22 protein-coding genes are annotated in these 22,197 nt (G+C 67.0%); 14 read left to right on the top strand and 8 right to left on the bottom strand.

What is annotated here, in order from left to right:
• Positions 1-8: 8 nt before the first annotated feature.
• Positions 9-1,067 (bottom strand): NAD(P)H-dependent amine dehydrogenase family protein, encoded by a 1,059-nt coding sequence (locus tag EV580_RS31465; protein ID WP_133696672.1) that lies wholly within the window; start codon positions 1,065-1,067, stop codon positions 9-11.
• 116 nt (positions 1,068-1,183) lie between these two features.
• On the opposite strand from EV580_RS31465, the gene EV580_RS31470 reads away from it, so the two are divergent.
• The 3 genes from EV580_RS31470 to holA are packed head-to-tail and all read left to right on the top strand — an operon-like array spanning position 1,184 to position 4,438.
• A complete protein-coding gene (locus EV580_RS31470; protein WP_133696673.1) occupies positions 1,184-1,978 on the top strand; it encodes a ComEA family DNA-binding protein in 795 nt (264 codons plus the stop codon).
• On the top strand, positions 1,975-3,504 hold the full coding sequence (locus EV580_RS31475; protein ID WP_133696675.1) for a ComEC/Rec2 family competence protein: 1,530 nt from the start codon (positions 1,975-1,977) through the stop codon (positions 3,502-3,504). The genes EV580_RS31470 and EV580_RS31475 overlap by 4 nt, the downstream gene beginning before the upstream one ends.
• Complete coding sequence (holA, locus tag EV580_RS31480; protein WP_166654981.1) at positions 3,485-4,438, top strand: DNA polymerase III subunit delta; 954 nt, start codon at positions 3,485-3,487, stop codon at positions 4,436-4,438. The genes EV580_RS31475 and holA overlap by 20 nt, the downstream gene beginning before the upstream one ends.
• Position 4,439: 1 nt before the next feature.
• On the opposite strand, the gene rpsT is transcribed toward holA, so the two are convergent.
• Entirely contained in the window at positions 4,440-4,700 is a 261-nt protein-coding gene (rpsT, locus tag EV580_RS31485; protein WP_133696678.1) for a 30S ribosomal protein S20, read from the bottom strand.
• Positions 4,701-4,956: 256 nt separating this feature from the next.
• On the opposite strand from rpsT, the gene EV580_RS31490 reads away from it, so the two are divergent.
• The 3 genes from EV580_RS31490 to EV580_RS31500 are packed head-to-tail and all read left to right on the top strand — an operon-like array spanning position 4,957 to position 8,345.
• Entirely contained in the window at positions 4,957-6,528 is a 1,572-nt protein-coding gene (locus EV580_RS31490; protein ID WP_286171953.1) for a circularly permuted type 2 ATP-grasp protein, read from the top strand.
• Positions 6,528-7,505 carry an alpha-E domain-containing protein gene (locus tag EV580_RS31495; protein ID WP_133696680.1) on the top strand — a complete coding sequence of 326 codons (978 nt, stop codon included), beginning with the start codon at positions 6,528-6,530 and terminating at the stop codon, positions 7,503-7,505. The genes EV580_RS31490 and EV580_RS31495 overlap by 1 nt, the downstream gene beginning before the upstream one ends.
• A complete protein-coding gene (locus tag EV580_RS31500) occupies positions 7,506-8,345 on the top strand; it encodes a transglutaminase family protein (RefSeq protein ID WP_133696682.1) in 840 nt (279 codons plus the stop codon).
• On the opposite strand, the gene EV580_RS31505 is transcribed toward EV580_RS31500, so the two are convergent.
• Together EV580_RS31505 and EV580_RS31510 are read right to left on the bottom strand one after the other, a co-directional pair.
• Complete coding sequence (locus EV580_RS31505; protein ID WP_133696683.1) at positions 8,285-9,832, bottom strand: PepSY-associated TM helix domain-containing protein; 1,548 nt, start codon at positions 9,830-9,832, stop codon at positions 8,285-8,287. The two genes, EV580_RS31500 and EV580_RS31505, sit on opposite strands and share 61 nt — an antisense overlap.
• A gap of 27 nt (positions 9,833-9,859) precedes the next feature.
• Entirely contained in the window at positions 9,860-10,690 is an 831-nt protein-coding gene (locus EV580_RS31510; protein ID WP_133696685.1) for a ribonuclease Z, read from the bottom strand.
• Between the two features lie 266 nt (positions 10,691-10,956).
• Between EV580_RS31510 and EV580_RS31515 the strand changes: the two genes are divergently transcribed.
• The 4 genes from EV580_RS31515 (at position 10,957) to EV580_RS31530 (ending at position 15,023) form a co-directional block, all read left to right on the top strand.
• A complete protein-coding gene (locus EV580_RS31515; protein ID WP_133696687.1) occupies positions 10,957-12,120 on the top strand; it encodes an aromatic ring-hydroxylating oxygenase subunit alpha in 1,164 nt (387 codons plus the stop codon).
• Positions 12,121-12,130: 10 nt separating this feature from the next.
• Positions 12,131-13,501: a type III glutamate--ammonia ligase gene (glnT, locus tag EV580_RS31520; protein ID WP_133696689.1), complete on the top strand. Its 1,371-nt coding sequence runs from the start codon at positions 12,131-12,133 to the stop codon at positions 13,499-13,501.
• Positions 13,501-14,244, top strand: coding sequence for a creatininase family protein (locus tag EV580_RS31525; protein WP_133696690.1), 744 nt, complete (start codon positions 13,501-13,503; stop codon positions 14,242-14,244). Before glnT ends, EV580_RS31525 begins: the two co-directional genes overlap by 1 nt.
• A gap of 62 nt (positions 14,245-14,306) precedes the next feature.
• Positions 14,307-15,023 (top strand): TetR/AcrR family transcriptional regulator, encoded by a 717-nt coding sequence (locus EV580_RS31530; RefSeq protein ID WP_286171946.1) that lies wholly within the window; start codon positions 14,307-14,309, stop codon positions 15,021-15,023.
• Between the two features lie 7 nt (positions 15,024-15,030).
• On the opposite strand, the gene EV580_RS31535 is transcribed toward EV580_RS31530, so the two are convergent.
• Positions 15,031-16,035, bottom strand: a complete 1,005-nt coding sequence (locus EV580_RS31535; protein WP_133696692.1) for an aldo/keto reductase — start codon at positions 16,033-16,035, stop codon at positions 15,031-15,033.
• A gap of 122 nt (positions 16,036-16,157) precedes the next feature.
• On the opposite strand from EV580_RS31535, the gene EV580_RS31540 reads away from it, so the two are divergent.
• On the top strand, positions 16,158-16,589 hold the full coding sequence (locus EV580_RS31540; protein ID WP_133696694.1) for a CBS domain-containing protein: 432 nt from the start codon (positions 16,158-16,160) through the stop codon (positions 16,587-16,589).
• Here the strand turns inward: EV580_RS31540 and EV580_RS31545 are convergent, their stop codons facing one another.
• A complete protein-coding gene (locus EV580_RS31545; RefSeq protein ID WP_133696696.1) occupies positions 16,590-17,186 on the bottom strand; it encodes a type II toxin-antitoxin system PemK/MazF family toxin in 597 nt (198 codons plus the stop codon).
• Between EV580_RS31545 and lepA the strand changes: the two genes are divergently transcribed.
• From lepA to EV580_RS31560, 3 genes are read left to right on the top strand one after another with little or no spacing between them, the layout of a single operon-like run.
• The gene (gene lepA, locus EV580_RS31550) at positions 17,175-19,160 is read left to right on the top strand and encodes a translation elongation factor 4 (protein WP_370581634.1); all 1,986 of its coding nucleotides are present in this window, start codon (positions 17,175-17,177) and stop codon (positions 19,158-19,160) included. The genes EV580_RS31545 and lepA overlap by 12 nt on opposite strands.
• Before the next feature lie 56 nt (positions 19,161-19,216).
• Positions 19,217-19,924, top strand: coding sequence for a sensor domain-containing protein (locus tag EV580_RS31555; RefSeq protein ID WP_133696697.1), 708 nt, complete (start codon positions 19,217-19,219; stop codon positions 19,922-19,924).
• A 48-nt stretch (positions 19,925-19,972) separates the two neighbouring features.
• Complete coding sequence (locus EV580_RS31560) at positions 19,973-20,677, top strand: sensor domain-containing protein (RefSeq protein WP_133696699.1); 705 nt, start codon at positions 19,973-19,975, stop codon at positions 20,675-20,677.
• Between the two features lie 6 nt (positions 20,678-20,683).
• On the opposite strand, the gene EV580_RS33975 is transcribed toward EV580_RS31560, so the two are convergent.
• Together EV580_RS33975 and EV580_RS31565 are read right to left on the bottom strand one after the other, a co-directional pair.
• Complete coding sequence (locus EV580_RS33975) at positions 20,684-20,860, bottom strand: hypothetical protein (protein WP_166654967.1); 177 nt, start codon at positions 20,858-20,860, stop codon at positions 20,684-20,686.
• A gap of 82 nt (positions 20,861-20,942) precedes the next feature.
• Entirely contained in the window at positions 20,943-22,160 is a 1,218-nt protein-coding gene (locus tag EV580_RS31565) for a multidrug effflux MFS transporter (RefSeq protein WP_133696701.1), read from the bottom strand.
• Positions 22,161-22,197 lie beyond the last annotated feature (37 nt).

The following is a 22,197-nucleotide window of genomic DNA, read 5'->3' on the forward strand; positions in this document are numbered from 1 at the left end:
CCTTGTCGTCAGCTGGCGGAGAACCGCCCGGTCACCGGGGGCAGGTCGGCCAGCGTCACGATGCCCGGCTTGGCCGCCACCACGGCGGGCACCGCGTTGGTCACCGGCAGCGCGGTGTAGATCATGCCCAGGCCCATGAAGCCCTCCTCGGGCCAGTTCTTCGGCGGCAGACAGTGCAGCACCGTGCGCATATTCGGCACCCCGAACACCTGGATGACGTGTCCGTGCTCCAACGGCTTGGGCGGGACCACGTGGTTGCCCATGATCCAGTTGAAGCCGACGCTGACCACGTTGCGGTCGCCGACCCAGCCCCGGTGGTAGCCGTACACCCCGCCGATGGTGCCTTCCGGGATCGTCATGAATCCCAGGTCGCTGTCGCCGGTCGCGGTGGTGAACGTGACGTCGAACGTCATCCGGTCCAGCTTCGCGCCGATCGCGTCGGCCATCATCGCCGCTGATTCGGCGAACACCTCGCTCTCGCGGCGCACACTCTCCTCAAGGCCCGGGGTGTCGGGGGCGCAGCCGAAGCCCATCGCGGACTGGGTGCCAGCCGACTCGTAGGTCGAACAGTCCACCGACTCGGTGATGCGGATCTCGTCGACGCGTTCACAGGAACCCGACAACACCATGCCGACCATGTTCGTCATGCCCGGATGCGCGCCGCTGCCGAAGATCGTGGAATTGCCTTTCTCGCAAGCCTTTCGGATTCGCGCCAGATCCTCGGGAGACTGCTTGCCGCCGGTGATCCAGGCCGCCGACGAGCACACGTTGACACCGGCCTCCAGCAGTCGCACCAACTCGTCGATGCTGGGCCACAACGGGTTGTAGCAGCAGGCGTCCGGCTTGGCGGCCAGCAGCGCGTCGATGTCGTTGGTCGCGGTGATCCCGGTGGGCTCGGGCCAGCCCGACAGCTCGGCGGCATCGACACCGAGCTTGTCGGCGCCGTGGGCGTACACCCCGACGAGCTCCATGTCCGGCCTGCTGATGATCGCGTGCAGCGACCGCTTGCCGATGTTTCCGGTGGTCCACTGGATCACGCGGATGGGGCGGTCGGTGATGGCGGTCATGGGTGGTCCTCCCTGGCTAGGCATTGCGTGTACACAGTTCCGGATTCATCCACAGATTCGCCACCGCGCGTCCCGCACAGCGGATTCGCGTTGGCTGACCGCCCTACCGTCGCGGCATGCGAACCGAGCAACCGCTGGCAAGCCTGCACCGCCGGCTCGGCGCCGGCGAACCCGACGACGCCCAGGACGACGATGACGCCGAGATCGAGGTACCCAGCTGGATTCCCGACGGGCACGCGCCACGCGGGTGGCTGTCCGCGATCCGGGCCGACCCCGGCCGCGCCGGCGGCATCGCCCTGGCGGTCGTCGCCGCCGTCGCCGTTCTCATCACGGTGTTCGCGTTGATGCGCGACGACCCGCCGCCGGTCGTGTCGGCCAAGCTCCCCCCGGTGGAAATGGTGTCCTCGGCGTCCGCGCGGCCCAGCCCCGCTGCCAACCAACCGGTCGTGGTCAGCGTTGTCGGACTGGTCGCCAAGCCGGGACTGGTGACGTTGGCGCCGGACTCCCGGATCGCCGACGCCGTGAGCGCCGCCGGCGGTGCGATCAACGGGGCCGACACGCTCGGGCTGAATCTGGCCCGCCATCTCACCGACGGCGAGCAGATCGTGGTCGGCATCGGCACCCCGGCGGGTCAGCCGACCGCGCTGGGCAGTTCGGTCAGCGGGGGACCGCCCGCGGCACCGACGTCGCCGCCCGCACCGGGAAGGGGCGCACCCACCGAACCCGTCGACCTGAACACCGCCACCGTCGACCAACTCGACGCACTGCCCGGCGTCGGACCGGTGACTGCCGCCGCGATCGTCGCGTGGCGCGACGCAAACGGAAAGTTCAGCAGCGTCGATCAACTCGGTGATGTCGACGGCATCGGCCCGGCGCGGCTGGACAAACTGCGGGCGCTGGTCCGGGTGTGACGGACGCGGCGGCGCCGTTCGATCTGCGCCTGGTGCCGGCGGCGGTGACCGCCTGGGTGGTCACGGCGGCGGGTATCACGTGGGCGATCGGGCCGGTGCTGATCGCCGCGTGTGCGGTCGTCGGGCTCGGCTGGGCGGGCGTGACCCGATGGTGTGGGAAGGCCCGGCCCGTGCTGCGCGCGGGCGCCGTCGCGGTGGTCGGTGCCGCGGTCGTGGGTGCGGGTTTCGCGCTGGCGGCGACGCTGCGCAGCATCGCGGTCCGCGACCATCCCATCGCCCACCGGGTCGGCTCGGTGGCTGTGGTGACGGTGACCCCGGGGGAGGACCCGCGGGTGCTGGGCGGCGGGCGGCTGATGTTCCGCGGCGCGCTGGCCGACCTGAACGGCACCGAAATGACCGGCAGCGTGGTCGTTTTCGCGCCGCTGCTCGGTTTCGGTGAGCTGATGGCAGGCCAGCCCGTCCGGTTCAAGGCCCGCGTCGGCGCACCGACCCGTCGCGACCTGACCGTCGCCGTGCTCAACGCCACCGGCGAGCCGACACTGGGCCGGGCCTCGCCACTGCAACGCGCGGCCAGGGCGGTCCGCGCGCACTTCGCGGATGCTTCTCGCGCCGTGCTGCCCGCCGATCAGGCCGCCATCCTGCCCGGGCTCGTGCTGGGTGACACGTCGACCGTAAGTGCAGGCACCACAGCACAATTCCGAACCGCGGGGCTCACCCACCTGATGGCCGTATCGGGCGCCAACGTCACGATCGTGTGCGGCACGGTCTTGTTGTCGGCTGCTCTGGTCGGCCCGCGGGCGGCCGTCGGCCTGGCCGCTGTGGCGCTGCTGGCGTTCGTCGTCGTGGTGCAGCCGACCGCCAGCGTGCTGCGCGCGGCGGTGATGGGGGCCATCGCGCTGGTCGCCATCCTGAGCGCCCGCAGGCGCCAGGCCATCCCGGTATTGGCGGCCACCGTGCTCGGATTGTTGATCCTGGCACCGCAATTGGCGGTCGATGCCGGATTCGCACTGTCGGTCTCGGCGACCGCTGCCCTGATCGTCCTGGCGCCGGGCTGGGCGGCCCGGCTGATCGCCCGCGGCTGGCCCAAGCCCTTGGCCGAGGCGGTGTGCATCGCGCTGGCCGCACAACTGGTCACCGCGCCGCTGGTCGCGGCGATCTCCGGGCGGCTCAGTGTGGTCGGTGTCCTCGCCAATCTGGCTGTTGCTGTGGTGATTCCACCGATCACCGTGCTGGGCACGGCCGCGGCCGCGGTGTGCTGGCTATGGCCGGCGGGCGCCGGGCTGCTGATTCGCTTCACCGGCCCCGAGCTGTGGTGGCTGCTGCGTGTCGCGTCGACGGCCGGGGAGCTGCCCGGCGCGTCGGTGCCGGTGCCGTCGGGCCTTGCCGGCGTGGTCACGGTGGCCGGTGCGACGTTGGCGGCCGTGCTGCTGTGGCGCGGGGCCAAGGTCGGTGTCACTCGATGTCGGCCGGACGTGAAACGATCGGGTGGTGAGCGAGACGGCGGGCCTGCATCTGATCCTGGGTGACGAGGAGCTGCTCGTCGACCGCGCCATCTCCGACGTGCTGCGGATCGCGCGCGCGTCAGCCGGCAGCGCTGATGTTCCGGTGGACCGGCTGCGCGCCGGTGATGTCTCGGTCAACGAGCTCGCCGAACTGCTCAGCCCGTCGCTGTTCGCCGATGAGCGGGTGGTGGTGCTCGAGGCGGCCGGCGAGGCAGGCAAGGAGGCTGTCGAGCTCATCGCGACCGCGGCCGCCGACCTGCCGCCAGGAACGGTGCTGGCGGTCGTGCACTCCGGCGGCGGGCGCGCGAAGGCACTGGCCGATCAACTCAAGAAGCTCGGCGCTCAGGTCCATCCCTGCGCCAAGATCACCAAACCCGCCGAGCGGGCCGATTTCGTCCGGGCTGAATTCCGCGCGCACAAGGTCAAGGTCGACGAGGACACGGTGACCGCGCTGCTCGACGCCGTCGGCTCCGATATCCGAGAGCTCGCCGCGGCCTGCTCGCAGCTGGTCGCCGACACCGACGGCCAGATCAACGCGGTCGCGGTCCGTCGCTATCACAGCGGCAAGGCGGAAGTGTCCGGCTTCGAGATCGCCGACAAGGCCGTGGTGGGCGATGTCGCCGGGTCGGCCGAGGCGTTGCGGTGGGCGATGATGGCCGGCGTCCCGCACGTCGTGCTGGCCGACGCGCTGGCCGAGGCCGTGCACACGATCGCCCGGGTGGGCCCGCTCTCAGGTGACCCGTACCGGCTGGCCGGCGAGCTCGGTATGCCGCCCTGGCGCATTCAGAAGGCCCAGAAACAGTCGCGACGGTGGTCACGCGACAAGGTGGCGACAGCCATCCGGGTGGTGGCAAAGCTCAATGGAGACGTCAAGGGCGTAGCGGCCGACGCCGACTACGCCCTCGAGGATGCGGTGCGCACGGTCGCGCACCTGGCCGCCGGAGACGGCCGGGACTAGCTCAGATCTTGTTGAACGCCTGAGCCAGCGCGGACTTCTTGTTGGCCGCCTGGTTCTTGTGAATGACGCCCTTGCTGGCAGCCTTGTCGAGCTTGCGGCTGGTCGAGGCCAGCAGCTCGCCGGCCTTGTCCTTGTCGCCCTCGGCGGCAGCAGCACGGAACCCGCGGATCGCGGTGTGCAGCGAGCTCTTCACCGACTTGTTGCGCACGCGACGAATCTCATTGGTGCGGATGCGCTTTTCCTGCGACTTGATGTTGGCCACGCGTTAGTTCCTCGTTTTCAAGCTTGGGGGTCTCTGTCTTGCCGGGGCCGTCGGGCCCTCGGGCAGCGACTGTTCAGGGTACCAGTCAGGGTCTCAATCTCCCAAAGTAGAGCTCACTGGCCTGCCGAAACGGCGATCGTGGGGCAGCATGTGACGGGTGAGCCTACGTACCCTGCCTTCGGAAGCCAGCCGGTCGTCGCGTAATGGTTCGCGACAGCCGCGCAAACACGACCATATCTTCGGCGGCTACAACAACATGGGCTCGTACGCCAAGGCCTTCGACGAGATGTTCGACAAAGAGGGCAACGTCCGCGGACCGTACAAAGGCATCTTCGCCGAACTCGCCCCATCGGACGCCGATGAGCTGGAGGCCAGGGCCGAGGCGCTGGGCCGCGCGTTCATCGACCAGGGCATCACGTTCTCGCTGTCCGGTCAGGAGCGGCCGTTCCCGCTCGACCTGGTGCCCCGGGTCATCTCCGCCGCCGAGTGGTCCCGGCTCGAACGCGGCATCACCCAGCGGGTCAAGGCCCTGGAGATGTACCTCGACGACATCTACGGCGATCAGGAGATCCTGCGCGACGGGGTCATCCCGCGCCGGTTGATCACCTCCTGCGAGCACTTCCACCGGCAGGCGGCCGGGATCAACCCGCCCAACGGCGTGCGTATCCACGTCGCCGGTATCGACCTCGTGCGCGACGCCCAGGGCACCTTCCGGGTGCTGGAGGACAACCTGCGGTCGCCGTCGGGCGTCTCTTATGTCATGGAGAACCGGCGCACCATGGCGCGGGTCTTCCCGAACCTGTTCTCCACCCACCGGGTGCGCGCGGTCGGCGACTACTCCTCACACCTGCTGCGGGCGCTGCGCAACGCGGCCGCCACCAACGAGGCCGACCCCACCGTCGTCGTCCTCACCCCTGGTCCGTTCAACTCCGCCTACTTTGAGCACTCCCTGCTGGCCCGCCAGATGGGTGTCGAACTGGTCGAGGGCCGCGACCTGTTCTGTCGCGACAACGTCGTCTACATGCGCACCACCGAGGGCGAGCGCCAGGTCGACGTCATCTACCGCCGTATCGACGACGACTTCCTCGACCCGATGCAGTTCCGCCCCGACTCGGTGCTCGGGGTGGCGGGCCTGCTCAACGCCGCGCGCGCCGGCAATGTGGTGATCTCCAGCGCGGTCGGCAACGGCGTCGGCGACGACAAGCTGGTCTACACCTACGTGCCGACGATCATCGAGTACTACCTCGGCGAGAAGCCGTCGCTGGCCAACGTCGACACCCTGCGGTGCTGGCTCGACAACGAACGCGAGGAGGTCCTCGACCGTCTCGACGAGCTGGTGATCAAACCGGTCGAGGGCTCGGGCGGCTACGGGATCGTGTTCGGGCCGGACGCCTCCGAAAAGGAGCTGGCGACGATTCGCAAGAAGGTCATCGGCGATCCGCGCGGCTGGATCGCCCAGCCGGTGGTGCAGCTCTCGACAGTGCCGACGAAGGTCGGCGATGCGCTGGCGCCGCGGCACGTCGACCTGAGGCCGTTCGCGGTCAACGACGGCGAGGAAGTGTGGGTGTTGCCGGGCGGGCTCACGCGCACCGCGCTGATCGAAGGGTCGCTGGTGGTCAACTCCAGCCAGGGCGGCGGCTCGAAGGACACCTGGGTGCTCGCCTCGAAGACCTCGGTGGCGGCCCGTGAGCTCGGCGCCGCCGAGATCGTCCGCAAGATCCCCAAAGCGGCCAAGGCTCCGGTCGCCGAAAAGGGCTCCGAGTCCTCCGGACAGCAGCAGCAGGGTCAGCAGCAGAACCAGCAGCAGCAACAGCAGGTGATGCACTGATGTTGGCGCGCAACGCCGAAGCGCTCTATTGGATCGGGCGCTATGTCGAGCGTGCCGATGACACCGCCCGGATCCTCGACATCACGGTCCACCAGCTGCTCGAGGATGCGACCGTCGATCCCGACCACACCTCCCGGGTGCTGCTGCAGGTGCTGGGCATCGAGCCGCCCAAACACGAGCTCGACCTCTGGTCGCTGACTGATCTGGTGGCGTTCAGCCGGGATCTGGAGGGCGGCTGCTCGATCGTCGACGCGATCTCGGCCGCGCGCGAAAATGCCCGCTCGGCACGGGAAGTCACGTCGTCGGACATGTGGGAGTGTCTGAACACCACCTACAACGCGCTCCCCGAACGAGAGCGTGCGGCCCGCAGGCTGGGCCCGCACGAGTTCTTCAGCTTCGTCGAAGGCCGGGCGGCGATGTTCGCCGGACTGGCCGACTCGACGCTGTCGCGTGATGACGGCTACCGCTTCCTGGTGCTGGGCCGCGCCATCGAGCGGGTTGATATGACGGTGCGGCTGCTGCTGTCCCGCGTCGGGGACAGTGCCTCCTCGCCGGCCTGGGTGACGGTGCTGCGCTCGGCGGGCGCGCACGACACCTATCTGCGGACCTATCGCGGCGCGCTGGACGCCAACCGGGTCGTCGAATTCATGTTGCTGGACCGGCTTTTCCCGCGGTCGATCTACTACTCGCTCAGACTGGCCGAGCACAGCCTCGACGAACTCATGCACCGTCCCCATAACCGGCTCGGGGCCACCGCCGAGGCTCAGCGTCTCCTCGGGAAGGCCCGCAGCGAACTGGAATTCATTCAGCCGGGCGTGCTGCTCGAGTCGTTGGAAGAACGGCTCGCCGGGTTGCAGGAAACCTGCAGCGAGGTCGGCGAAGCGGTGGCGCTGCAGTACTTCCACTCCGCACCGTGGGTGGCGTGGTCGGATGCCGGGCAGCAGAGTGAGCTCGTCATCGAGGAAGGGGAGATCTAGATGTGGCGGATGCGGGTTGTTCACGCGACGGGATACGCCTACAAGTCACCGGTCACCGCCTCCTACAACGAGGCCCGGCTCACTCCGCGGTCGGACTCCCGTCAGAACGTCATCCTGAACCGAGTCGAAACCATTCCGGCGACCCGGTCCTACCGCTACGTCGACTATTGGGGTACTGCGGTAACGGCTTTCGATCTGCATGCGCCGCACACCGAGCTGGAGGTGACGGCGTCCTCGGTGGTCGAGACCGAGGAGCCGGAGGCTCCGACGGACGAAGTGACGTGGGAGGAACTGGGCTCCGAGGCGGTGCGGGACCGATTCGACGAGGTGCTCACCGCTACCCACTACACCCCGGCGAGCCGGCGACTGGAGCGGGTCGGTCGACGGATCATCAAGGAGAACGATCCGCAGGCCGCGGTGATCGCCGCAGCCCAGTGGGCGCACAGCGAGTTGGAATACGTTCCCGGCACCACCGGTGTGCATTCCTCGGGTATCGACGCGCTGCGCGAGGGCAAAGGGGTCTGCCAGGACTTCGCGCACCTGACGCTGATTCTGTTGCGCGGCATGGGAATTCCGTCGCGCTACGTGTCGGGATATCTGCATCCCAAGCGCAATGCGAAAGTCGGTGACACCGTCGACGGCCAGAGCCACGCCTGGATCCAGGCGTGGACGGGCAGTTGGTGGAACTACGACCCGACCAACGATTCGCCGATCAACGAGCAGTACATCAGCGTCGGCGTCGGCCGCGACTATGCCGACGTGACCCCGCTGAAGGGCATCTACTCCGGCGAGGGGTCCACCGACTTGGACGTGGTGGTGGAGGTCACCCGGCTGGCGTGATCGCGCCGGGCGGCGATCACCGCCTCGGCGACGAGCACCACGATCAGGGAGATCCCGAAGGCGGGGAACAGGATTCCGAGTGCGATCGCGATCACCGCGACAGTGACCATCGCGCGCTTCGGGGTGTTGGCACGGGTGGCCGGGCTGGCGGCACCGGGCAGGCCGCTCTGCCCGGAGGGGCGCCGCTTCCACCACATCAGCAGACCGGTCAGCGCGCTGAGCAGCACGCCGAGGCATGCGACGGTGGCCGAAATGCGGGTAAGCCAACCGAATTGGTTGCCCATGTGCATGGCGATCCCGAAACTGGTCAGCCGGGACAGCGCGCCGTCCTGTGCGGCGGTCGCGTTGGTGATCGTGGCGCCGGTGAACTGGTTGAGATAGAGCGTGCGCTGTTCGGAAACCTTTTGCGGCCAACGATTCACGACGGTGTAGCTGCCGTACACAGTCGTACCGTCCTGCGTCGAGTCCGACGGCGGGAAGATCGAGTAGCCGGGCACCATGTGCTCGTCCTTGGCGATCCGGTCGATATCGGCGTACGACAGCCGGGCCGCGGTGCCATCGGGTTGGGAGGCCGGGATCGGATCGTCGGTGGCGGCCCACGCGATGCGGCGACCGAGCCGGTCGTAGTCGCCGAGCTTTGCCGGCGTTGAGGGAGCATCGATTTCGGTCGACGGGGTGACCGTCGCGGTCACCGTTCGCCAGTTCTCGCCCCAATATCGGGTCCACGTCATTCCGGACAGGACGTAGCCGACCAGGATCACGGCGACGACCACACCGACCAGAGCGTGGACATCACGCCAGCGGATCCGCCCGCCTTGGCGCCACCGGACTCTCAGGAGTGGCTTGGCGGCTTCGATCGCCCGGGGCCACCACAGATAGATGCCGCTGCCCAGCAGCACCAGAATCCAGGTGGCGGTCAGCTCCATCCAGAGGTTTCCGATCCCGACCGGGATCGTGGACTCGGGATAGGCCGACGGGTTGATCAGGTGCCCCAGCGACGGCAGCTGCACGTGCGGTCCGTCGTTGCCGAACATCCGGTGCAGTTGGTTGGCCCAGCCCACCACGCCGGACAGCTGATCGCGCTGACCCAGATACGCGCCGGTGTAGGGATCGACGAACACCTGGACGACGTTGGCCTCGGCCTGTGGGTAGCCCAGCGCGTCGGCGGCCGAGAAGTCCATCCGCGTCGAGGAGGTGGCGCTGTCGGGCGGGGTGACCGCTTCAAGCGTGTCGGTAGCGCCGACGTGTTGTTTCGCTGTCGCGACCTGGGCATCCAGCGGCACGGTCTGCGGTCCCGGCTCGACCACGAGCAGGTGCTTGTTCAGGATCGCGTCCAGCGGCTGGCTGTACAGGATCACCAACCCGGACAGCGCCAGCACCACCAGGACCGGGGCGGCGAACAAGCCCACCCAGAAGTGCAGCCGCCAGATCCGGCGCAGCACCGCGGAGTCGGCGCGGCGCGTCGAGGGTTCCACCGTCGTAGTCATCGCACATGAGTCGTGCGCCGCGGCGGTTTAGTTCCCGACGGAAACCTGAAGCAGATCGTTCCCGATTTCCACCGGGCCGCTGAACTCTGCTGCCGCCAGGGCACGCCACTGATCCTCCTGCCCGGGCACCAGCGGCGGCACATAGTGGGTGAGCACCAGTGTGCCGACCCCGGCACGGGCGGCGGTGGCCGCGGCCTGCTCGACGGAGGAATGGTAGTCGAGAATGTCCCGGAGCCGCTGGACCGGTATCTGCGCCACCAGATCCGCGCGGATCACCGTGTGCACCAACGCGTTTGCGCCCTGGGCGAGGGCGTCGAGGCTGGCGCACGGCACGGTGTCACCGGCGAGCACCACCGTGGCGCCGTCGTATTCGACCCGGAAGCCCAGCGTCGGTTCGACCGGCCGGTGGTCGGTGGGCGCGGCGGTGATCCGCACATCGCCGGCATCCCACACCTGGCCCTCGGCGTACTCGTACACCTGAATCGACGGGGGCTCGGTGATATCGGGGTGGTGGTGGATGCGGTAGGAGATGTCGGGGGCCAGCGCGGCCAGCGTCGCGTCGACCACCGCCTTGGTGCCGGGCGGACCGATGATCGGCAGCGGGGTCGGCACGAACGCCGTCACCCAGCGAGTGGTGATGACGTCGGACAGATCGGTGATGTGGTCACTGTGCAGATGGGTCAGCAGCAGCGCGGTGATGTTGGCCGCGCCGACACCGGCCGCAGCGAGCCGCATAAGCACGCCGCGTCCGCAGTCCACCAGGAACAGTTGCTCGCCCGCTTTGACCAAGGTCGACGGTCCGGCGCGGTTCGGGTCGATCATCGGGCTTCCAGTGCCCAGCAGGGTGATGTCGATCATGGCGTCATTACTACCTTGCCCGGGCCCGGCCGGGCGGCAATTGGCGCCTTGAGCCACGAGGTGTCGTTCCCGCCCGTTGTTTCAATAGGTTATTGACAAATCCCGGTGAGATCGCATCCCGTCTAGCCTGTTCACCATGCAACCGGCGTAAAGAGTTTCAATGGGTCATTTACTGACCGGAAACAACGCGGTTACAGATCGCGGATAGCGTCGAGGCCGTCACGACGCCTGTGGCCGCCCATCCCATGGCTACACGAGGACCACCCATGCCATTCGACTACTCCCGACTCGCCACCACCTGTGCGGTGGATTCGCCCGAGAACGCCATCACCCTGCCGCCGGAGGCATACGGCAGCGACGACCTCTATGCCGACGAGGTGGATCGCATCTTCAAGTGCAACTGGATCCCGCTCTGCCGGCTGGAGCAGCTCGCCACCCCGGGCAGTTACTACAGCATCGACATCCTCGGAATGCCGCTCGTGGTCACCAGGGACCGCAACGACGACATCCGCGTGCTCTCCCGCAACTGCACCCATCGCTGGATGGAGGTGTGCAGCGGTGCCGGATCTGCCGGGGTGCTGCAGTGCCCCTACCACCTGTGGTCCTTCGGCCTCGACGGTCATCTTGCGGGCGCACCGGAGATGAAACAAAGCGCCGGGTTCGACCGGAAAGACTTTGCGCTCAAGCAGTTCCGTCACGAGGTGTGGAAGGGGTTCGTGTTCGTCAACATCGACGGACAAGCCACGCCGGTCGCCGAGCAGTATTCGGCGCTCGAACCGGTCGTCGACCCCTACGACTTCGAGAACTACCAGACCGTCGAGCAGACCGAATGGGGTATCTGCGAGTGGGACTGGAAGATCATGGTGGACAACTTCATGGAGTGCTACCACCACATGGGCCCGCATCGCGGATCGCTCGAGGAGCAGTTTCCCGCCGCGCTGAGCTATACCGGTGAGGTCGGCGACCATTTCACCACGATGTGGTCACAGCAGGCACCCGGCTACCCCGCGGACCCGCCGTTCCTGTCACCGGGTGCGCCGTCGCTGAGTCCGGAGGCCTCCCACAAGTCGCTGATCTTCATCGCCTACCCGCTGCTCCAGATTGCCATGGGGCCCGGGTATTTCTACTGGCTCAAGGTCCTTCCGGTCGGTGCGGGCAAGATCGACCTGTACCTCGACATCTGTATGTCACCGGCAGCGCTGGCCGCACCGGGTCTCGACGAGCGTCGCAGCGAGTTGATCAAGATGATCTGCGATATTCACCGCGAGGATCTCGACGTCTGCGCGGCCGTCCAACGCGCGATCCGCTCCGGTGTGAGTGCCACCGGCAGACTGTCCCATCTCGAACGCCCACTCTGGGAGTTCTACCGCTATCTCGGGCGTGAGCTCGGAATCATCGGCAGCACTGCCGATCTCGCCTCCGCTGGCTGAAAGGGAACCGATGACCACCACTCTCAACGGCAAGACGCAGCACGCGCACGTCGGCGAGGTCGCCGAGAAACTCGCGGCGGCCGGGGTGCGCTACGCGGCGATCAGCTTCGTCGACATGCACGGAAAACCGAAAGCGAAGATGGTTCCGTTGGGCCACCTGGAGCAGGCCGCATTCGGCTCGGAGATGTTCACCGGTGCCGCCTTGGACGGCGTGCCGCAGGACGTCAACGACGACGAGGTCGCACCGCATCCTGATCTCGGTGCCGGGATCGTCATGCCGTTCAACCGCGAGATCGCCTGGTTCCCAGGAGATCTGTGGATCGGCAATGCGCCGTTCGAAGCCTGCAGCAGGCAGATCCTCAAACGCGTGACCGCCGACGCCGCAGCGTTGGGTTACACGTTCAACCTCGGTATCGAAACCGAGTTCTTCCTGCTGTCCGACAGTTCCGGTGTGCCGGAGCCCGCCAGCCCGGACGATAATCTCGACAAGCCCTGCTACGACCTGCGGGGGATGCTGCACAACTTTGGCGTGGTAGACGAAATCGTCACCGCGATGAACGAACTGGGTTGGGACGTCTACTCCTTCGACCACGAAGATGGCAACGGGCAGTTCGAGACCGATTTCACCTACACCGATGTGGTGTCGATGGCCGACCGGTTCGTCTTCTTCCGGATGATGGTCGGTGAAATCGCGCGCAAGCACGGCTTGTTCGCGTCGTGGATGCCCAAACCGTTCGCCGACCGGACCGGCAGCGGTGCCCATTACAACATGTCACTTGCCGGGGAAGACGGGGCGAACGCCTTCGCAGACGTCGACGATCCGCGCGGGTGCGGGCTCTCCGAACTCGGGTACCAGTTCATCGCGGGCGTGCTGCGCCACGCCCCGGCGATCTGCGCGGTGATCGCACCGACGGTGAACAGCTACAAACGACTCGTCAAGCAGGGCAGCATGTCCGGACTGACCTGGGCACCGGTCTTCGCGTGCTATGGCGACAACAACCGAACGAACATGTTGCGCATCCCCAAGGGGGGCGGCCGGGTCGAATGCCGTGCCGCCGACAGCGCCAACAATCCCTATCTCGGCGCGGCGCTGATGCTGGCGGCCGGGCTGGAGGGAATTCGCGAGGGCCTGGATCCCGGCGAGCCCAATCGGGACAACCTCTACCGGCTTTCGGAGGCCGAATTGATCGACCGGGGGATCAGCTGGCTTCCCCGCTCGCTCGGCGAGGCGATCGAGTCGATGGAGGCGGATCCGTTGGTGCGCAATGTGTTCGGGTCGACGATGTTCGACTCGTTCATCTCCGAGAAGAAGCTCGAGTGGGATTCCTTCAATGCCCACGTGTCCTCGTGGGAGTCCGACCGCTATCTGCGGCTCTTCTGATGAGCAACCGTTGGGAGGATCTCAACTCGGTCCAAATCGCGCAACGGCTCGTTGCCGATCCCGACACCGTGGCGCTGATCCCGGTCGGCGCCACCGAGCAACACGGGCCGCACTTGCCGGTGGGCACTGACACCATCATGGCCACTGCGGTGGCCGAGGCTGCCGCGGGTGATCTCGCACTGGTGCTGCCGGCACTGGCATTTGGCGCCAGCCACTTTCACGGAACCGAGCTCGCGGGCACCGTCGCGTTCTCGGGCGAGGAGACCGCCGCGGTGGCCGTCCGCGTCGCGCAGGCCTGCGTGGAGTCCGGGGTGCGACGCGTCATGTTCGTCAACGGCCACGTCGGCAACAGCGCGCCACTGTGGTTGGCGTGTGACCGGTTTCGCCGGATCTACACGGATCGGCGCATCGGTGTCATGCAATGGTGGGATCTCACGCCCGACATCGCCCGCCGGGCCACCGAGGATGCGGTCGACTGGCACGCCAACGCGGCGGAGACCTCCTTGATGCTGGCAGTCCGCCCCGAACTCGTCGACACCGACGCCATGCGCCACGCCGACGATCCCGACCGGACAGCGGGCACGGTGTTTCGCTATCCCGTGCAGCAGGTCTCGACCAACGGGGTGACCGGGTATCCCTCGCGCGCATCGAAGTCGTTCGGCCTCGAACTGTGGGGCGACGTCGTCGCCGCCGCACGTGACGTGGTTGAACGCGCGCATTCCGAGGTCCCACCACTGGGATGAGGAGCCACCCCGGCGGTGCGGAGCTCGCGGTGATCGGGACGGATCGCCGTACAATTCGCGACGTGCCGAGATCTATCGGGCGACCCCGCAACGACGCCGAGTCGGTGGCGACGACGTCGCCGCGTGCGGAGATCATCAACGCCGCGACTCGGCTGTTCTCCGAAAAAGGTTATGCGCAAACCACAATGAGCGATATCGCTCGGGCTGTTGGGCTCCAGCAGTCGTCGCTGTATTACTGGTTCCGCAACAAGGAGCAGCTGCTGGGGGAGACGCTGCTGGTGAACCGGGCACCTTTGAAGTTCATCGCCGAGGTGGGGGCCGGTTCCGGGCAGCCGGCCGTCAAGCTCTACCGGCTGTTGCGCTTCGACACCATGCAGCTGGCGTTGTCGCCCATCGACTTCAACGAGATCCAGCGCATCGCCCACGCCCAACGCACCGAATTCCATCAGTTCTGGACCGATTACGAGCGGCTCAGGGACTGGGTGTCCGATCTGATCGGCGCCGCGATCGCAGAGGGGAAGTTCATCGACTGCGATCGGGAAGAAACGGCCGGGCTGCTGCTGAATTTCGATGAAGGCGCTCAGAAGCGGACCCGGCTGCACACCGACGAGGGCGACCGGGTCGCCGAGGCGATCAGGGTTGCCGAACAGGTGGCGGTCATCTCGGTCCGGGGTCTGCTCAAACGGCCCAGCGAGATCGGCCGGATCAGTGCGCAGGCAGCGCAGTTCGACGACGCGGCGGTAGCCGTGACGGCAAGTCAGTCGGCACCGGAGGCGTGAGCGAGGCTCACTCCCGTGCCGACGACACCCAGCCCGGGTCGATTGACCGGTGACCGTTCACCTGCGCGCCTGCGGTCTCCAGCGTCGCCATCTGCTCGGGAGTCAGCGTCACCGATAGTGATGCGGCGTTCTCGTCGACCCGCGCGGCCCGCCGGGTGCCAGGGATCGGCGACGACGCCACGCCCAGCGCCTCGGCGCGTTGCCGCAGCCAGGCCAGCGCCACCTGCGCCGGCGTCGCGCCGACCTCGTCGGCGACCGTGGTAACCACCTGCACCACAGCCAGATTCGCGTCCAACACGTCGGCGGCGAAGCGCGGCATGTAGCTGCGCAGGTCCCCACTCGACGTCAGGTCGTCGGCCGAGCGGACCGCACCGGCCAGAAAGCCGCGGCCCAGCGGCGAATACGGGACGAAGCCGACGCCGAGCTCGGCGGCGGCGGGCACGACATTGCGCTCGACATCGCGGCTCCAGATCGACCATTCGCTCTGCACCGCCGCGATCGGATGTACGGCCACCGCGGCGCGCAGCTCGTCGGCCGTCACCTCGGAGAGCCCGAGGTGGCGCACCTTGCCCGCGGCGACCAGTTCGGCCATCGCCCCGACGGTTTCCTCGATGGGCACCGACACGTCGCGGCGGTGCATGTAGTAGAGATCCACCACGTCGGTCTGCAGGCGGCCCAGGCTCTCGTCGATGCATTGCCGCACATATGCGGCGTCGCCGCGGGCCCGGCGGTCGCCTGAGGCCGGGTTGCCGTCGATCCCGAACTTCGTCGCCAGCTGGACCTCGTCGCGGCGGTCGGCCAGCAGCTGGGCGATCAGCGTCTCGTTGGCGCCGAGGCCGTACACGTTGGCGGTGTCGATGAACGTCATGCCGACGTCGAGGCAGTGGTGCAGCGTCGCCAGCGATTCGGTGTCGTCGACTGCCCCGTAGACCGGCGTCAGTGCCATCCCGCCGAAACCGATCGCGCTCACCGTCAGTCCGTCACCCAACACCGTCGTAGGCAGTGTGCCCATGCCGACCTCCTCGGTTTGTCTCTTCGGGCTGTCCGTTCTGTCTTAACGCAACCACTGCGGTTTGCTTCCCCGGGGCTGAGATAAGCCTTAGCCTGATGTGACATCCATCACAAGGAGTCGCGATGCGCATCGCAGACATTTTGCGCACGAAGGGCGCCTCGGTGGCGACGGTCACCGAGACGACGACAGTCACCGGCCTGCTGGCCGAGCTGGTCATTCACAACATCGGCGCGATGGTCGTGGTCGGACCCGACGGGGTGGTGGGCATCGTCTCGGAGCGAGATGTGGTGCGCAAGCTGCACGATCATGGTCCTGACCTGCTACGCAGCTCGGTCTCCGACATCATGAGCAAGATCCTGGTGACCTGCACGCCCGATGATCAGATCGACGATCTGAGCGCGTTGATGACGAACAACCGGGTGCGCCACGTCCCGGTGATGCAGGGCGACCGGTTGGTCGGGATCGTCAGCATCGGCGACGTCGTGAAGAACCGGATGGAGCAGCTGCAGGCCGAGCAGGAACATCTGCAGGCCTACATCACCCAGGGCGGCTAGCTAGCTCCAGGAGTATTCGGCGCGCAGCCGCGCGGCGACCAGCTCGAACGTCGACTTCTCCAGGATCGCGCCCTCGCGGCGAATGCCCTCCTCGGGCACGTCGAGGACCCGGTCCAGCCGCACCCAGCTGGGCCTGCCGTCGTAATCCCAGCCGCCGGTGCCGATGCCGATCCAGTTCCCGTCCTCGGCGTGATGTGCCTGGCTGGACAGCATCAGGCCCAATAGCGTCTGCCGGTCGCGGCCCACCACCAGCACCGGCCGGTCCTTGCCCTTGGTCGGGTCGTCCTCGTAGACCACCCAGGTCCAGACCACCTCGCCCGGGTCGGCCCGGCCGTCGAGATCCGGCGCGTAGACCAGGCGGCGGGCCCGGTGCGCGGTCGGGACGCTGCCGTCGGTCACCGGCCGGCCCGCGGTGATCGCGGCGGGCTGGTCGATCGGGGTGGTGCTGGCCACCAGCACCTCGATGCCCAGCTTGAGGCCCTGCTGGATGGTCCGCGGTACGGCCTGGGGTATCGGCAATTGCCGGATGAACTTGGGCGCCTCGTTGAACACGAGGTGCTCTGCGATCTTCTGGAACGTCCTCCACTGCGACGCCATTCTCGACAGCATAGGCGGAAGGCGGTCGGCTCGCGGCGCACGATTGTGTCCGACAGGGCCCCAGTCGATACCCTGGACAGACCCGAGGGCCCCCTCGAATCGCCACCCGACCAGGAGATTCCCATCAGCAGCTTCGCCGACAAGACGTTCACTGCGCCGGCGCAGATTCGGAACTTCTGCATCATCGCCCACATCGATCATGGGAAGTCCACACTGGCCGACCGGATGCTGGGCATCACGGGCGTGGTCGCCGACCGCGACATGCGTGCTCAGTACCTCGACCGGATGGACATCGAGCGGGAGCGCGGCATCACGATCAAGGCGCAGAACGTGCGCCTTCCCTGGAAGGTGGGGGACACCGATTACGTCCTGCACCTGATCGACACCCCCGGCCACGTCGACTTCACCTACGAGGTGTCACGCGCGCTGGAGGCCTGCGAGGGCGCGGTGCTGCTGGTGGACGCGGCCCAGGGCATCGAGGCGCAGACGCTGGCCAACCTGTACCTGGCGCTGGACCGGGACCTGACGATCATCCCGGTGCTCAACAAGATCGACCTGCCCGCCGCGGATCCGGAGCGCTACGCCGCCGAGATCGCCCACATCATCGGCTGCGAACCCGACGACGTGTTGCGGGTGTCCGGCAAGACCGGCGAGGGGGTGGCCGAGCTGCTCGACGAAGTGGTCCGGCTGATCCCGGCGCCGGTCGGTGATGCCGACGCTCCCGCGCGGGCAATGATCTTCGACTCGGTGTACGACATCTACCGCGGCGTGGTGACCTACGTCCGCGTGGTCGACGGCAAGCTCAATCCGCGTGAGCGCATCAAGATGATGTCCACCGGCGCCACCCACGAACTGCTCGAGGTCGGCATCGTCTCGCCGGACCCCAAAGCCAGTGACGGGCTGGGCGTCGGCGAGGTCGGCTACCTGATCACCGGCGTGAAAGATGTTCGCCAGTCCAAGGTCGGCGACACGGTGACGACGGCTCGGCACGGTGCCACCGAGGCGTTGACGGGCTATCGCGAACCCAAGCCGATGGTCTATTCGGGGCTGTATCCGGTTGACGGCTCGGACTATCCGAATCTGCGTGAGGCATTGGACAAGCTGCAACTCAACGACGCCGCGCTGACCTACGAGCCGGAAACGTCAGTGGCGCTTGGCTTCGGGTTCCGGTGTGGCTTCCTCGGCCTGCTGCACATGGAGATCACCCGCGAGCGCCTGGAACGCGAGTTCGACCTCGACCTCATCTCCACCTCGCCCAACGTCGTCTACCGCGTGATCAAGGACGACGGAACGGAGCTCATCGTCACCAACCCGTCGGACTGGCCCGAGGGCAAGGTCAGTGAGGTCTACGAGCCGGTGGTCAAGACCACGATCATCGCGCCCAGTGAATTCATCGGCACGATCATGGAACTGTGCCAGTCCCGGCGCGGCGAACTCGGCGGCATGGACTACCTGTCGCCCGAACGGGTCGAATTGCGCTACACCATGCCGCTGGGCGAGATCATCTTCGATTTCTTCGATTCGTTGAAATCGCGCACTCGTGGGTATGCCAGCCTGGACTACGAGGAAGCCGGCGAGCAGGAAGCCGCTCTGGTGAAGGTGGACATCCTGTTGCAGGGTGAGGCTGTCGACGCGTTCAGTGCGATCGTGCACAAGGATTCGGCGCAGGCCTACGGCAACAAGATGACCACCAAGCTCAAGGAGCTGATCCCGCGCCAGCAGTTCGAGGTGCCGGTGCAGGCTGCCATCGGGTCGAGAATCATTGCCCGCGAGAACATCCGGGCGATCCGCAAGGACGTGCTCGCGAAGTGCTACGGCGGTGACATCACCCGGAAGCGCAAGCTGCTGGAAAAGCAGAAGGAGGGCAAGAAGCGGATGAAGACGATCGGACGGGTCGACGTGCCCCAGGAAGCGTTCGTCGCCGCACTGTCCACCGACGCTGCGGGGGACAAGGCCGACAAGGCGAAGAAGTAGGGGTCTGTATCAAACGCGACATTCCTGTCGTTCGGGGGCGATCGATAGTCGGTGCCGTGCTGGGCATCGCCATGCTGACCGGTTGTACCAGCGTGGTCGACGGCGCGGCGCGGCACGAACCAGTCAGTCCGGTGCGTGATCTGGCCGCGGTTCTGCCCACGAGCATCGAAGCAGGCCAAGCCGCCGGAAACCCGCTGCCCGACACCGACTTTCCGGTAGTAGGCGGAATCGATGTGCTGCCCAACGGGATTCGTGACAGTACCGGTGCCGATCCCATCGAGTGCCTCGGCCCGATCACCCCGTTCATGCGCGTGGTCTACGAGGCTGGCGACGTCCGCCGCGCCGCGTGGCAGGAATTCTCCAACTTCGGCGGCGGCCAGACGGTGTCCAGTGTGGATGCCGGTGTCGTTGAGTTCGGGTCCGAAACCGAAGCGCAACGGATGTTCGACGGCTTCGTCACCCGATGGAAGGCGTGCGAAGGCAAGACTGTGCGCACCCCGCTGCACAACCAGGCCGGCATCGAGCTGTTCCAGAGGATCACCGATGTGAAGGTGGACGGGCCGGTCCTGTCGGCGACGGTGGTCAACTCCGACAACCAGGGTGACGCGGCGTTTCCGACCGAACGTGCCGTCGGGCTGGCGGCCGACTGTGTCATCGACGTCGACGCCGCGGTCACCGGTGGCACCGCCGCGACCCAGCGGGCCTCGGGTCGGGCAATCAGCCTGGTCATGACGATGCGAGACAAGGTCACTCGGGGCCGCTAATCGGCCGTTGATGCACAGGAAACTGCCAGCTGGGGGACAATATCGTCCGTGAACCGCTGCGCGCCGATGCTCTGTACCGCCGTCCTGGCCGGCGCGTTGCTGTCCGGATGTGTGTCGACCGTCGGTGGCACCGCGCTGCGTGGTCAGGCCGGCGGACCCACATCCTCCACCGTGCCCACGCTCACCGAGTCTGATCTGGACGGGGTGCTGCTCAATGCCGGCCAAGTCAACGGGGTCATGGGAGCGACCGGGATTCGGGTGACCGCGTCCTCGCAGAGCATGAGCGACAACTCCGACGGGGTATCGGACGTCGACTGTCTTGGCGCGATCTACGGCGCCGAGGAATTGGTCTACCACGGCAGTGACTGGACGGCCGTCCGCGACGAGGTGCTGCAGGAGCCCTCGACCGACAATGAACATTGGGTCGAACAGATCGCGGTGCTCTACCCGTCAGCGGAGAAGGCGCAGAAGTTCGTCGAGGCGTCCAGGACGTCCTGGGAGAAGTGTGGTGGCACGTCGATCGATATCGACAACTCCGACGTGCACTCCACCTGGAAGATCGACGAGGCCAACGTATCTGGCGACATCCTGACCCAGCAGTCCAATCAGCGCAACGCCGGCGGCTGGGGCTGTCAGCACGCGCTGACGTCGGCGGCCAATGTCGTCATCGAAGCGTGGGCGTGCAGCAACTCGATCGACGACGAAGCCCAGAGCATCGCGTCGGCGATGCTCGAGAACGCGGGCAAGAAGTAGCATCCGTCAAAATCTCTGCAGGGCACCGACATTCGGATCGTAAAGATTGGCCCGTGTCGCGAGCAGATCCGCCCAGGCGGCGACTCGCTCAGCCTGATGGGGCACTGCGTCGTCAGGGGGACCCGCGATGGCCGCCAGTGCCCGTGCGATGCCGCCAAGGCCGATGCCGGTTCGATAGCTCATAGGCGTCATGGTTCGTATCGCTACACCCTGGGACAAGATATCGAAGCACGGTGATTGCTTCTGCCGCTCGGGCGGCCGCTGGTCAGCTGACCCGCCGGCCCACCAGATACGCCGTCAGCGCCAGGACCGAGACCGCCACCATCACCACGGCCAGCGGCAGCGCGGTGTGCTCGCCGCCGAGGCCCACCAGCGGTGAGACCGCGGCGCCGAGCCCGAACTGCAAAGCGCCCAGGCCTGCCGAGCCGGATCCGGCCGCACGGGGGACAGCCGACAACGCGAGCGCGGTGGCATTGCCGAGGATCAGGCCCTGGCACGCGACCGCCACAAAGATCGGAATCGTGATCAACCACACCGGAGCGCCAGTGAGCACCAGCGTGAGCAGAGTCAGCGTCGCCGCGACGGTCACCACCAACCCGACACCGAGAAGCCTGGCGCTGGAGACGGTTTGGGTCAGCCGTGAGGACACCGCGCTGACGGTGATCATGCCGAGTGCGTTGACGCCGAAGGCGATGCCGTACTGCATCGGCGTGAGCCCCACCATCACCTGGTAGACGAATGGTGAGGCCGAAATGTAGGCCATCATCACCGAGAAGCCGAAACCGAAGGCAAGCGTATTGGCGAGGTAGGTGCGCGACCGCAGCGCCGACCACGGCGAGATACCCTGTGCAGCATCGGCTTTGAGTTGATCTCGTCGCTCGACGGGGTGCGACTCACGAACCACCACCACGATCGAGACCAGCATGGCCACCGCGATGGCGCAGACCACCCAGAGAATGCCGCGCCAGCCGAGCGGCTCGACCAGCAGCCCGCCGGCGAATGGTGCGATCACCGGCGCGACACCGCCGACGATCATCATCAGGCTGAACGCCCGCCCGGCCGTCTTTCCGCCGGTGAGGTCGGCGATAACGGCGCGGCCGATCACCATGCCCGCCGCGCCGGTGAAGCCCTGGGCGAACCGGGCCGCGATGAGGATGCCGATATTCGGTGCGGTGGCCGCGACCACGCTGGCGACGACGCACAGCAGCGCGCCGACGAGCAGGGGGCGGCGCCGGCCGAGCCGGTCGGAGAGCGGGCCGAACGTCAGCTGTCCGAAGGTCAGTCCGAGCAGGAACGCCGTGAGCGTGAGCTGAACGGCGGTCGCGCTGCCCTGCAGTTCGGCAGTCATCTCCGGAAATGCCGGCAAGTAGAGATCGGTGGCCACCGGCGCGACCGCACTCAGCAGGGCGAGCACGACCAGCAGCCACGGCGAAATCGCGGCCTCGCGGTGTTGCGCCTCGGTGGGCTGGACGACGGTCGTCATGAATGATCCTCGATCAGATAGTTATGAAAAAATAACT

This window comes from Mycobacterium sp. BK086 (genome assembly GCA_004362315.1).
Lineage (GTDB): Bacteria > Actinomycetota > Actinomycetes > Mycobacteriales > Mycobacteriaceae > Mycobacterium.

Excerpts from the sequence above, each read along its gene's own strand:
- EV580_RS31490 (WP_286171953.1), top strand. The coding sequence starts at position 4,957 with ATGGGCTCGTACGCCAAGGCCTTCGACGAGATGTTCGACAAAGAGGGC.
- EV580_RS31545 (WP_133696696.1), bottom strand. The coding sequence starts at position 17,186 with ATGGCGTCGCAGTGGAGGACGTTCCAGAAGATCGCAGAGCACCTCGTG.
- EV580_RS31510 (WP_133696685.1), bottom strand. The coding sequence starts at position 10,690 with ATGATCGACATCACCCTGCTGGGCACTGGAAGCCCGATGATCGACCCG.
- EV580_RS31525 (WP_133696690.1), top strand. The coding sequence starts at position 13,501 with ATGAGCAACCGTTGGGAGGATCTCAACTCGGTCCAAATCGCGCAACGG.
- EV580_RS33975 (WP_166654967.1), bottom strand. The coding sequence starts at position 20,860 with ATGAGCTATCGAACCGGCATCGGCCTTGGCGGCATCGCACGGGCACTG.
- EV580_RS31515 (WP_133696687.1), top strand. The coding sequence starts at position 10,957 with ATGCCATTCGACTACTCCCGACTCGCCACCACCTGTGCGGTGGATTCG.
- EV580_RS31535 (WP_133696692.1), bottom strand. The coding sequence starts at position 16,035 with ATGGGCACACTGCCTACGACGGTGTTGGGTGACGGACTGACGGTGAGC.
- EV580_RS31505 (WP_133696683.1), bottom strand. The coding sequence starts at position 9,832 with ATGACTACGACGGTGGAACCCTCGACGCGCCGCGCCGACTCCGCGGTG.
- EV580_RS31495 (WP_133696680.1), top strand. The coding sequence starts at position 6,528 with ATGTTGGCGCGCAACGCCGAAGCGCTCTATTGGATCGGGCGCTATGTC.
- EV580_RS31500 (WP_133696682.1), top strand. The coding sequence starts at position 7,506 with ATGTGGCGGATGCGGGTTGTTCACGCGACGGGATACGCCTACAAGTCA.
- EV580_RS31540 (WP_133696694.1), top strand. The coding sequence starts at position 16,158 with ATGCGCATCGCAGACATTTTGCGCACGAAGGGCGCCTCGGTGGCGACG.
- EV580_RS31565 (WP_133696701.1), bottom strand. The coding sequence starts at position 22,160 with ATGACGACCGTCGTCCAGCCCACCGAGGCGCAACACCGCGAGGCCGCG.
- EV580_RS31470 (WP_133696673.1), top strand. The coding sequence starts at position 1,184 with ATGCGAACCGAGCAACCGCTGGCAAGCCTGCACCGCCGGCTCGGCGCC.
- glnT (WP_133696689.1), top strand. The coding sequence starts at position 12,131 with ATGACCACCACTCTCAACGGCAAGACGCAGCACGCGCACGTCGGCGAG.
- EV580_RS31465 (WP_133696672.1), bottom strand. The coding sequence starts at position 1,067 with ATGACCGCCATCACCGACCGCCCCATCCGCGTGATCCAGTGGACCACC.